This window comes from Ferroplasma acidiphilum (genome assembly GCF_002078355.1).
Classification (GTDB): domain Archaea; phylum Thermoplasmatota; class Thermoplasmata; order Thermoplasmatales; family Thermoplasmataceae; genus Ferroplasma; species Ferroplasma acidiphilum.
The window spans coordinates 1,095,430-1,107,410 of record NZ_CP015363.1 but is presented as its reverse complement, the minus strand read 5'-3'; the positions used below and the strand labels follow the sequence as shown (position 1 = coordinate 1,107,410).

The following is an 11,981-nucleotide window of genomic DNA, read 5'->3' as shown; positions in this document are numbered from 1 at the left end:
TCAGTAATTATCAAGGCTGGACACAAGATATTTTAAATTGTTTGATTTTGCTTTCCATGCCTTTATGTCAACCTTTGTAAATTTTCCAACATATTTTATTGCATCCTGTATATTATCGAACTTCTCCGGCTTTCCTTTAAGCAATTCCCTGACATTTTCCCTTACATACCAGACCCCTACAGGTATATTAAAACCGGGATATATCTCCCTCCAGAGCATCGCTGACCCGGTTCTTTTGATTTCCCTGTATTTCTCTGCAACAGCAAGCCTGGAAGAATAATAACACCCGCCTATTCCCGGATATGTCTTCCTTCCGTAATACCCTTCATAGTCAAGTTCAACTTCAACAGAATCGCCAAAACTATTCCATGTGCTTCCCGGGAACCATGATTCGCCCCATTCAAACATCCACTGACCAGGTGCCAGTATTGCTATAAATAAATTGCCTGAGGTTTCCCTTATGTAAACTTCAAATTCATCTATTTCCCTGTAATCCTTTATCTCTTCCACTAAATTATCAGATATTGATTTATCCGTAGCCGTTATTGACCATCTGGTTGGCACTATCCTCCTCTTTTTTCCTGTTCCAAGGGAACCTGAACTGAGGGCCTTGGAAATCCCATTAATTCCAATTCCCCTTTCATATAGCTTCAGTATTCCACTTCCTGCCTTCAGATCCTTATCATAGTATATCTTTTCAATCCTGTTATCTATATGATAATTCCCGAATTTAATGCTCTTCAGTGGCGATGATGGCCCCATAGGCGTTATATTTTCATCAAGCACAACATTATCTTTAAATGATTTTTCCACAGTCATCTCAACATCCACAGGCCTGGATGATAATGAGCTTATCTGGATTTCCTGGAGCCTGTAGTCCGGGTCTGAAGCCTTCGTTGCTTCAATTTTAATTCCACCCCTTAAGAGTGAAAGCCTGCTGGAGAGAAACTCATTCAAATCTGTGGAAAGCCATTTTGACTCGTCCTCCATATAGGCTGTATCACCGGAGAAAGGGGGTGTTGACGGATAAATATTAATTTTTGGGTAGCCATACCTGCCAACAAAGAGCGATGGCGGTGAGGAACCTGAAATTGAATTTCCATTGAATGTATAAACTTTTTTAACCCTGTCCACAATAGAAACAGGGCAATATGAAAGACCGCATAGCATCTTTGCACCGCGGCATTTTACGCATAACGATGGTGGAATTTTAACCAGCTTTTTTCCCATGTAACCTTATTAATTCTAAATACTATATTAACCCTTTTCAATATTGCCAGCTTCTATAAACTTTATATTTTATTATGGAGAAAGTGTAATTTCAACAACACATTTATTGTCCCCATCAGGAAAATTCTCAATTAGCTTGAAACCTTCATTTGAAGTGTTAGGCAGCATTGAACCTTCAAGTGAGCCACAGACCATGTCTTTATTATTTTTTGCCAGTTCGTAGAAAATACAGTTATGCCTGATGATTTTAACTGTGTCATGATCCACTTCCATCTTTGCATAATAACCAAGCTTGTTCAGAATATTAACGTATTCACCTATTTTTTCAAGTTTTTCTTCCCTGTTCAGTGATGTTAGCGACATGTTATCTGATGTAACTTCCTTTATAATGTCTTCTGCCATCCGCATGAGAATTTTATTTAATCCTACAGTCCCCAGTTCTCTCTCTACTTCTTTTAAAAGCATAGATGAAAAATTGATATACTGTTTTGGGAAAATTTGCATTCCATTCTTTGTTAACTTATAATATTTTTTTGGCCTTCCTGTTTTAGCTCTGACAAAATAAGATGAAACAAGATTATGTGTTTCAAGATAATAGATATGCTCCTGGACTGCATTTTTGTTAATACCCATAATCTCGGATAATTGATCGAGTGTTTTATCATCGTATAGTAGAGAACTGAGTATAGTGCTTTTGCTATTGCCCAGATAATCATTAACTATTACTTCCATACAATCACTAAATATATATTCTAATTTAATATTTATACTTATATGTACTTTAGTTACTTTATACATAATAAAATGTTTAAATACCAATTTGTAATGAATCTATAATGACAGATATGGCACTCAAGATAGAAAATCTTAAAGCCGAAGTAGAAGGCAAAGAAATACTAAAGGGTATTGACCTTACTATTAACTCAGGCGAAATTCACGCTTTAATGGGTCCTAACGGGGCCGGCAAAAGTACCCTTGGTGAGGTACTTATAGGGCATCCTAACTATAAAATCACAGGCGGAAAGATCCTGATAAATGGCAGGGACTTGACAAACGCCACGCCGGAAGAACGTGCCAGGGCAGGTTTATTCCTGGCTTTTCAGAATCCAATTAGCATAAGTGGGGTAAAAATATCTACTTTTCTTAGAATGGCATACAATAATCTATATCCCGATGAAAAGATGCCACTTAAGGAATTTTTTAATATGGTCAAAACTGTAATGAAAGATGTTGACATGGACGAATCCTTTATATCAAGATCTATAAATGATGGCTTTTCCGGGGGAGAGAGAAAGCGTTTTGAAGTTCTACAGATGGTTATACTGAAGCCAAAAATAGTAATACTGGATGAAATTGATTCCGGACTTGATGTGGATGCACTGAAACTTGTATCAGCTGAAATCAAGAAAATGCATGATCAAAAAGTAGGATTTCTCATAATTACACATTACCAGAGGATATTAAAGGACATTATCCCTGAATTTGTCCATGTGTTAAAGGATGGCAGAATAGTAATGAATGGTGATAACAAAGTATCCGATAGAATAGAAGATGAAGGATACGACTGGATAAAGGAGTGATAAAAATGGAAGACTACAATAAAGATGAAGAAATAGAAAAACTTACTGAAAGTTTAAAGCACAACAAAAAGTCAGATTTTGAATTCCACGATACAATAAATCCCGTTTATTCAACAGGAACAGGTTTGAATAGAAAGACCGTAGAAGAAATATCAGATATCAAGCATGAACCTGACTGGATGAGGAGGAGCAGGCTTAAAGCGCTTGACATTTTCCTTTCAAAGCCCATGCCAACATGGGGGCCAGACCTATCGGGAATAAATTTTGATGAACTGACATACTATTCAAAGCCAGGGGAAACCAAAGCAAAAAACTGGGATGACGTGCCTGATAAAATCAAGGAAACATTCAATAAACTCGGCATACCACAGATGGAGCAGAAATATCTTGCAGGGTCTGTTGCCCAGTATGACAGTGAAGGCGTTTACGGGAGCTTGAGAAAGGAATGGGAAGACAAGGGTGTAATATTTACCGACCTTGATACCGCTGTACAGGAGCATCCGGACCTTGTGAAAGATTACTATTGCCGGGCTATTCCACCCAGTGATAATAAATTCGCAGCTTTAAATGGTGCTGTATGGTCAGGAGGGTCATTCCTTTATGTCCCGAAAAACGTTACAATAGATATGCCATTGCAGACATATTTTAGAATGAATGGTGAACAGAGCGGACAGTTTGAACATACTATAGTTGTAGCTGATGAGGGTGCAAAAGTCCATTATATCGAAGGCTGCCTGCCTGAGGATGAATTGATCAGCCAGGGCGATAAATTTGTGCCAATAAATGAACTATTGACAGATGATTCAGTAGTCTCAAACACCGGCAATCAAAGAAAGATTACACGCAAATATGTGCATCCATACAGTGGCTTGATGTATAAAATAACACCATTATCACCTGGAAATGCTTTCAGGGCAACATCAGAACATCCTGTTCTAAGTATAAAGAAAGAGGATGTAACGTCAAGAATAAGGGATGGGCATTACGAAATATCAACAAAAAAGCTGATGGAAGCCATACCGGAATACAGAAGAATGGATGAATTGAGCGAAGGAGACTTTATCGTTTATGTATCGCCTGTTGAAACAGAAGATGACGCTTCCATAGATGATGACATGCTTAAAATTCTTGGCCTTTATACCGCAGAAGGTTCAATATCATTCAATAAATCTCTGAATTTATATCAGATGTCTTTCTCATTTGGTTTATCAGAAAAAGAAGAAAAAATTGCATATGAATTGTATAATATAATAAAAGCTAAAGGCGAGCAGGCAAATATATTCAAAGCGGATAAAAAATATTACACAGTATCCACATACTCAAAAACACTGATAGACTTCTGCTTAAATAACGCTGGAAAATATGCAGACAAAAAGGCATTATCTGAAAAAATAATGAAACTGCCACCGGAAAAACAGAAACTATTGATCGATTATTACCTGAAAGGGGATGGCAACGTATACATTAAAAAGGGCAAATCAAAAATGATCCGTGCTGGCACAGCAAGCAAAGTGCTTGCATTGCAGCTACAGGAAATGTTATCGAGAAATAACACATTTGCCAGCATAATGATAAGGAAAGCTTCAGATGATGTAATACTGGGCAGAAACATAAAAAGAAATGAACAATACATCGTAGAGTATACAGAGAACATAAAATTCAGCAGGGTAAGGCATAAAGATAACTACTATTATGTTCCCATAAAGAAAATGGAAGCCGAAGTATATGATGACATCGTATACAATATGGAAGTAGAAACAGACGATTCCTATCTGGTAAAAGGATTCGCAGTCCATAACTGCACTGCTCCGAAATACAACACAAGTTCATTGCACACTGCAATAGTGGAAATATACGCCAGGAAGAATTCTGATGTAAAGTACACAAGTGTACAGAACTGGTCTGATAGTGTATATAATTTACCCGTCAAAAGGGCATGGGTTGATGAAAATGCACATATGGACTGGGTAACAGGTGAACTGGGATCCAAAGTAACCATGATATATCCATCATCATACCTCAGGGGGAGGGGCGCATCCACATCAAATCTCCAGATAACCCTTGCAACTAAGGACACATTCAAGGATGCAGGAGGAAAAGCGTTGCATCTGGCACCGGATACTACATCCAGGATAGTATCAAAATCTATCAGCCTTGATAACGGGCTTACCGCCTATAGGGGCCTTGTAAGGATGAATGAAGGTGCAAAGCGCGCTAAAAGCCATGTACAGTGTGATGCCCTGTTGATAAACAGCGATTCCAAGAACTACACATATCCCTACGATGAGATATATGAGCCAACTGCTGAATTCAGCCATGAAGCTACTGTGGGAAAGATAGGTACAGATGAGCTTACATACCTGAGATCAAGGGGATTAAGCGAAGATGAAGCTTCATCTATGATCGTTCTCGGGTTTATGGATGATATCATGAAGGAAATTCCTATGGAGTTTGCAGTGGAAATGAACAGGCTCGTAAAACTCGAAATGTCAAAAATGGGAGCTGTGGGATAAACCATTTTTTTTAATTTATACCGGTGATTAACATGATAGAGAATTATTTAGAAACATTAAATCAAAGATTTAGAGATTTTGATATAGAATATAGAAAACAGGCTTATATTTATTATTTAAAATATCCTGACCCGTCTTATAAGGAAAGCCCGGACAAAAAAACCTATGTAAATATTACTGAAAAAGACCTTGAAAGGATGGCATACGGAGAGCTATCAGTTTCTATCAAAAAAGATGAAAAAATTGATAGTAATTATGATCTCGTTGTAACTGATTCTGATTTTATTATAAGCGGGAAAAAAAAGGAAGTATACATTTCAAACATGAAAACCGCATTTGAGGAGAAAAAGGACCTGTTCAAAAAGTATGTTGACCAGCAGTTAGGCAAATATAACAGGGAATACCTGATCAATTTTTCCTATGAAAACGGATACTTTATACATTTTCCTGATAATACCACCACCGATGTGAAAATAGAATCAATACAGGATTCCAATGCGTCATTTGCCTTCAAAAATGTTATCATAGTTGGAAAAAATGCATCGGTTGAGATCACAGATGTATACAAGAAGCACAATAAGGGAAATGGCGTCCATGGAAGGAATATATACATATTCTGCGAGGAAGGTTCCCATGTGAAATACAACTATGTCCAGGATGAGGGGGAAGATACAGTCAACTTAACCTATGTAAGACCGGTTCTTTACCGTGATTCAGAAATCAGGATAATAGATGTTAACGCAGGCGCAAACAAGGTCTTTTATAACCACGAAAGTGAAATGTACGACAACACAACAATGAAATCATATGGAGTCAATGTTTCAAGGGGTGACCAGGAAATGGATATATGGGACTCAAGTGTGCAGTACGGAAAGTATTCAAACTGTGATATAAATATAAAGGGCGTTGTTCTGGATAGGAGTTCCACCATGCATAGGGGAAATATAGATATAGAGCCTGAAGGTGTAAAATCATCTGGATTTTATGGTTCAGCCATATTGCTTATGTCCGAAAACGGAAAGGGAAACTCAAAGCCAGCATTATTGATTAAAAACAACGATACAAAGTCAAAGCACTCATCATCAATATCCAGCCTTGACCCGGAGCAGATATTCTACCTGAGATCCAGGGGATTGAGCGAGGCGGAAGCAACTGATATGATCATAAATGGCTTTACAGGATATATTGAAGATATAACAGACAACGAGTTCCTTAAGGCTACTATAAAAGATATTTTAAAACTTTAATTTTATTAATGAATTTTATTTCTGTAAAAGATAAACTTTTATAACATTGATATACTTATGAACGGATGACAGAAACGTCACCGCAAAACGGTGAACTTACAAGGCACTTAACTTTCAAGGATGTTTTCTTCCTTTCATTCGGCGGCATGTCTCCACTTTTAAGTATACTCACATACGCAGCTTTTGCAATAACACTTGCAGGATTTGACGCTCCAATAGTTATGGTCATTGGTATGCTCCTGGTGCTTGTAAACGGGCTCGTTGTAACACAATTATCCAAAAGATTTTCGTCATCTGGTGGATATTACACATACGCTTTTCAGGCATTATCTGCAAGAATAGGGTTTGATACAGGGTGGATGTACATCTTCTATTCGATCCTTTATGCCCTTGCTTATCTTACCGGTGCAATATTTATAATTGTCACCGTACTGGGCATTTCAGAGTATTATGCCTTTCTTCTCATAATAATTCCCTCTATTACATTCCTTATTGTAGGAATAAAGCTTTCTTCCAGATATGCACTCTATGCCGTAGCAATTGAAATATCTCTCATGCTGGCTATAGTAGTAATATCATTTGTAGTGACAAAGGGTGCTGCATACATTCCAAATCCAGCCGTATACCACATCAGCGGTGGCGATTTTGCCCTCGGGATATTATTTGCCATGGGAATTCCTACAGGGTATGGTTCCATAGCACCGGTATCAGGCGAGGTGTCCAATCCGAAGAAAGTTGTAGGGCGTAGCGTTATATCTGTTATACTAATCGGTGGCACCCTGGCAACATTGATGATCTATGCATTTGCCAATCTCATTCTGCAGACTAATATCGCTATTCCAACCAGTGATAAATTGCCTGTTATAGGCATTATTCTGCACAATTTTGGGAAATACGGAATATACCTCTACTATGCGGCAGGGATAGCAACAATCAACGATGCTATATTAGCTATACTTTCATTCGGGTCTGCCGCATCCCGTACATTTTTCAGAATGGGATATGATAAATCTTTCCCCTCTATTTTCGCAAAAAAAGTAAAAGACAATCCTATTGTTGCCAGTTTCGCAGTGAGCGCTATAATGGTTGCACTTCCATTGCTTATTATGCATTACATAACAGTAGAAACCGCTTTTATATTACTTGGAACAATATCTGCCCTTGGGGGATTATTTATACACGTCAGTGCCAATTTCTCCCTTATCAGAATAGGGCTAAGGCGTGGAAGAAGGCTGATATCACGTACACAAAAAGGCATATACTCTTACATAAAAGATTTTAAAGAGGTAATACTCGCCCTGGTTGCAGCTATTATCAGCTCTATAGTGCTTGTCTATTCAGCATATTCTACTGTATCATGGTACACATTACTATTTCTGGTCTGGATTGTGGTAGGATTTATATTGTCCGAAGTAAAAGCAATTACATTGAAAACATCGGATGATATGATGGATATAAGCAAAGAAGGAAAAATACTTGCTGAAAATCTAATGAACATAAAGGTTATGGACGCAAGAATCCCTGGACTTGATGTAATTGTTGGAATTAACGATCCATTAAGGGCTGCTCTGGAAAAACTACTTTCTAAAAACATACCCTATGCAATAGTTCTTGATGGGAACATGAAGCCTGTTGGAACTTTGTATGTAATCGACATACTTCTCCTCCCTAAAGACGCCATCGATCGTGGGAAAGTAAATCAGATGCATCTTGAAAAAGTTGTCAACATAAGTGTTAATGATGAGGTAACAGACGCTGTCAGAATTCTCAAGGAAAATAATGTAAATATCCTCTCAATTGTTGACGGGTCAGGAAAATGTACAGGCACAATCACAGAGAGGGAAATTCTATTAAAGCTCGCGAGTACGGATAAGCCCGCAGTTGAGTAAATATATGTCCACAACTCCAGTGCTTGCCCGTGGCACTAATATAGATGTAATTTAAGCGGTATACACAACATTAAGAAAAAAAAAATTTATGTCCGAATCGTATGTTTTCGTGTTCTTAAAAATGTAAAAAAATTGAGAGAATAAGGAACTGCAATAATTATAGACAAAGACCTAAAATTTAGATTAACTTTGTTATAAAAATATAAATGTATGCATGCACAAAAATATTTTAATAAATATATTCACTGCGTAGGATAATTTAACATGAAATATTGCGTTATTAAATCATGTACTGTAATTATACATTTATATGCCGGAATTCAAATTTATGTCATGGCCCCCGGCTACTGGTATAATCTCTCCTGTGACCATTTCAGAGTTGATCAGAAATTCTACAGTTCTGTTAATATCATCTGGCGGATATCTCCTGGCTATTCCGAGTTCTATATTTGATTTTATTTCATCATCATTCTTTCCTATGAATCCTGGAGCAACTCCATTAACTTTTATGTTATATTTAATAAGTTCCCTGGCAAGGCTTTTCACCATGAAATAAACTGCCCCCTTTCCTGATGCATATCCTGGATTTGAATTGTAATACACATTTTCTGAAGCGGAGAAACCTATTATGGAGCCATGTTTTTGCCGTTTAAGCAAAGGAAGTGCTGCACGGGCAATATTGTAAAATGTCCTTGCATTATTCAAAATTGCATCCATGAACATTTCTGGCTCTGTTTCTTCAATACTTTGATTTGAATAATAATTTCCGGCAACATTGACAACTGCATCTATGCCCCCCATTGTTCGATCCGCTGCCTTAATGGCTTCCACGCATTGTGGATATGAATTCAAATCTGCATTATAAAACTCGCATCCAGCTTTGCCTGCAACTTCCTTTACATTGCTTCCACGGGATATTAGAAAAACGTTGTAACCTGCATCCTTTAGATAATATGCGAGAGAACTTCCCATTCCCTTTCCAATACCTGCTATAACAATATTAGATTTCATAGTTAAATATGATTATGCTGTATATATATTTATTAGAACTTTAAAAGCGCTGGGAGGGAGATTTGAACTCCCGAGCTATTTCTAGCAGTAGATTTCGAATCTACCGTCTTACCGGGCTAGGCTATCCCAGCTTGATCCAGTATTTCTATTATTTATTTAATTTTTCATGTTCTTTCTTCATGCATTTATCCATTATAACTTCCATTCCCATATCCATTGCACGTTTTTTTGCATCTTCATTTACTATTCCCTCCTGCATCCATATTACCCTTGCTTTTCCCTTTGAATCCTTCACTATTTCTTCAACAAATTCAGGTTTGCGGAATATATCGACAACATCCACGTTTCCATCAATGGACTTTACATCCTTATAAACTCTTTTTCCTTCCCATTTTTCCAGGGCCGGATTAACAGGAATTATGTTATATCCGTTTTCCATAAGATACTTTGAAACCTGATAGCTTGCCCTATCAGGCTTATCGGAAATCCCTACAACAGCGATATCCCTGTATTTTTTTAATATTTCCTCTGTAGTCATAATCAGGAATCGTTAAATTTATTATTAAAGGTATCTAAATCTAATTGTAATGTTACAGGAATATGGAAATAATCAGAGTATGTATACTGCGGTTATCTATAGAAATCCAGTAACAAACAATGTTTAAATATCGTTTTGAAATAGAGTACATATGTTCTGTTCTAAATGCGGTGCACTCATGACACCATCAAGGGATAAATATATCTGCAACAGTTGTGGCAATGAAATTCCAAAAGCTGGAACAGCTGACCAGAAGATTATATCAAAGAGTTCAGATAAAGAAATTATAATGGTGGCCAAGGAAGTAAACGCGGAACCACTTGATAGCGATGCCGTGTGCCCTGTATGCCATCATACAGGAGCTTATTATCTCCTCAAGCAAACACGTTCTGCAGATGAACCTGAAACAAAGTTTTATACATGTGAGTCCTGCGGGCATAGGTGGAGAGAGTATTGAATTATATTCTCTATAGAATTTTACAAAAAATTAAATAATATATTTTGATGTTTGCTTATGGTTCTAGACAATTTATCAGAGTCACTTAAGAGCATTATGCGTAAAATATCTGGTTCAAGTTTTATTGACAAGGATACTATAAAAGAGGTCACAAAAGAAATTCAAAGAGCCTTATTAAAAGCCGATGTGAACGTTAAACTTGTCTTAAAGTTAACCAATACAGTCCAGGAAAGGGCATTAAATGAAAAGCCCCCTGCAGGCATGACAGCGCAGGATTATATTATACGTGTTATCTACGAAGAGCTTCTAAAAATACTTGGCACAGATTCAAATTTCGATCTTAAGCCCCAGACAATTATGCTTGTGGGTTTGTATGGAAATGGTAAAACAACAACAGCAGGAAAGCTTGCCAGACTTTTTATGAAGAAAGGCTTATCCACAGGGCTGATAGCTGCCGATGTCCACAGGCCGGGGGCATTTGAACAACTCCAGCAGATTTCCGGAGATGTGAACTGTGGATTTTACGGTGAAAAGGGAGAAAAAAACGCCCTTAAAATAGTTCGAAACGGCATAAAGGAACTTGCAGACTTCAAAATAAAAATTATCGATACCAGCGGCAGGGATTCACTGGATCAGGAATTAATAGATGAAGTACATGAAATTAAAGAAAAAATCAATCCTGATACGGTGCTTTTTGTTATAGATGCAACACTTGGACAGCAGGCTGGCCCGCAGGCAAAAACCCTCCATGATGCTGTAAATATAGATGGAGTAATTATTACAAAGATGGATGGTACTGGAAAGGCTGGCGGTGCGTTGAGCGCAGTTGCGGATATACAATCACCGGTATATTTTATTGGAACCGGGGAACACATGGATGATATCCAGATATTTAATCCCAAAAAGTTCTTGTCAAGGCTACTGGGTATGGGCGATATAGACGCCCTTATGGAAGTAGTTAAGGAAACAAACATAACTGAAGAAGAAGCTGAAGCTTCACTGGATAAACTCATGTCAGGAAAATTTGATTTAAAAGATATGTATGATGTCTGGGAAAAATTTGCCAAGCCAGGGTTGCTTAAGAAATTCTTCGGAGCACTCCCACTTGGGAAAATGCCGGGAGGAAACAAACTTGACGAATCGCAACTGGACCAGGCAGATGAGAAATTAAGGCTTTACCGTGTGATACTCGATTCAATGACATTCTATGAACTGGAAAACCCGGATGTATTGAATGCAAAACGCATAAAAAGAATTGCCGCAGGCTCCGGCCAGGGTGAGAAAAACGTACGCCAGTTGCTTAAAGAATATAACGCCATGAAGAAAAACATGAAAAGCATAAAAAAGAACAGAAATTTCAAGAAAATGCTAAAAACCCAGCTCAAAGGCGGGAATTTCAGCCTCGATGACCTGGAATCAAAAATGTTATAAAATTAAAATTTATTTTTTTATGCCAGAAACATATAAGCGAATAATTTGTGCTGGCTATGTTCATTAAAATGCACAATGAAATCTG

10 protein-coding genes and 1 tRNA gene are annotated in these 11,981 nt (G+C 37.6%); 6 read left to right on the top strand and 5 right to left on the bottom strand.

The window, feature by feature from the left end; translation table 11 throughout:
• On the bottom strand, positions 1 to 1,230 hold the full coding sequence (locus fad_RS05380) for an Nre family DNA repair protein (RefSeq protein WP_081142477.1): 1,230 nt from the start codon (positions 1,228 to 1,230) through the stop codon (positions 1 to 3).
• A gap of 72 nt (positions 1,231 to 1,302) precedes the next feature.
• A complete protein-coding gene (locus tag fad_RS05375) occupies positions 1,303 to 1,962 on the bottom strand; it encodes a helix-turn-helix transcriptional regulator (RefSeq protein ID WP_009886195.1) in 660 nt (219 codons plus the stop codon).
• Between the two features lie 113 nt (positions 1,963 to 2,075).
• Here fad_RS05375 and sufC point away from each other — a divergent pair, with 113 nt between their 5' ends.
• From sufC to fad_RS05350, 4 genes are all read left to right on the top strand, one after another.
• Positions 2,076 to 2,810 carry a Fe-S cluster assembly ATPase SufC gene (sufC, locus tag fad_RS05370; RefSeq protein ID WP_048074108.1) on the top strand — a complete coding sequence of 245 codons (735 nt, stop codon included), beginning with the start codon at positions 2,076 to 2,078 and terminating at the stop codon, positions 2,808 to 2,810.
• A gap of 5 nt (positions 2,811 to 2,815) precedes the next feature.
• Entirely contained in the window at positions 2,816 to 5,323 is a 2,508-nt protein-coding gene (locus fad_RS09300; RefSeq protein WP_155951131.1) for a SufD family Fe-S cluster assembly protein, read from the top strand.
• Positions 5,324 to 5,355: 32 nt separating this feature from the next.
• On the top strand, positions 5,356 to 6,570 hold the full coding sequence (locus fad_RS05355; protein ID WP_081142475.1) for a SufD family Fe-S cluster assembly protein: 1,215 nt from the start codon (positions 5,356 to 5,358) through the stop codon (positions 6,568 to 6,570).
• 65 nt (positions 6,571 to 6,635) lie between these two features.
• Positions 6,636 to 8,459: an amino acid permease gene (locus fad_RS05350; protein WP_081142474.1), complete on the top strand. Its 1,824-nt coding sequence runs from the start codon at positions 6,636 to 6,638 to the stop codon at positions 8,457 to 8,459.
• A gap of 306 nt (positions 8,460 to 8,765) precedes the next feature.
• Here the strand turns inward: fad_RS05350 and fad_RS05345 are convergent, their stop codons facing one another.
• The 3 genes from fad_RS05345 to fad_RS05335 all read right to left on the bottom strand — a co-directional run bounded on the left by fad_RS05345 (position 8,766) and on the right by fad_RS05335 (position 10,008).
• A complete protein-coding gene (locus tag fad_RS05345; RefSeq protein ID WP_081142472.1) occupies positions 8,766 to 9,470 on the bottom strand; it encodes an SDR family NAD(P)-dependent oxidoreductase in 705 nt (234 codons plus the stop codon).
• 47 nt (positions 9,471 to 9,517) lie between these two features.
• Positions 9,518 to 9,601: transfer RNA gene (locus tag fad_RS05340), tRNA-Ser, on the bottom strand.
• Positions 9,602 to 9,618: 17 nt separating this feature from the next.
• Entirely contained in the window at positions 9,619 to 10,008 is a 390-nt protein-coding gene (locus tag fad_RS05335; RefSeq protein WP_081142471.1) for a CoA-binding protein, read from the bottom strand.
• Between the two features lie 151 nt (positions 10,009 to 10,159).
• On the opposite strand from fad_RS05335, the gene fad_RS05330 reads away from it, so the two are divergent.
• Complete coding sequence (locus tag fad_RS05330; RefSeq protein ID WP_009886188.1) at positions 10,160 to 10,465, top strand: transcription factor S; 306 nt, start codon at positions 10,160 to 10,162, stop codon at positions 10,463 to 10,465.
• 57 nt (positions 10,466 to 10,522) lie between these two features.
• Positions 10,523 to 11,896: a signal recognition particle protein Srp54 gene (locus fad_RS05325; protein WP_081142469.1), complete on the top strand. Its 1,374-nt coding sequence runs from the start codon at positions 10,523 to 10,525 to the stop codon at positions 11,894 to 11,896.
• Positions 11,897 to 11,981 lie beyond the last annotated feature (85 nt).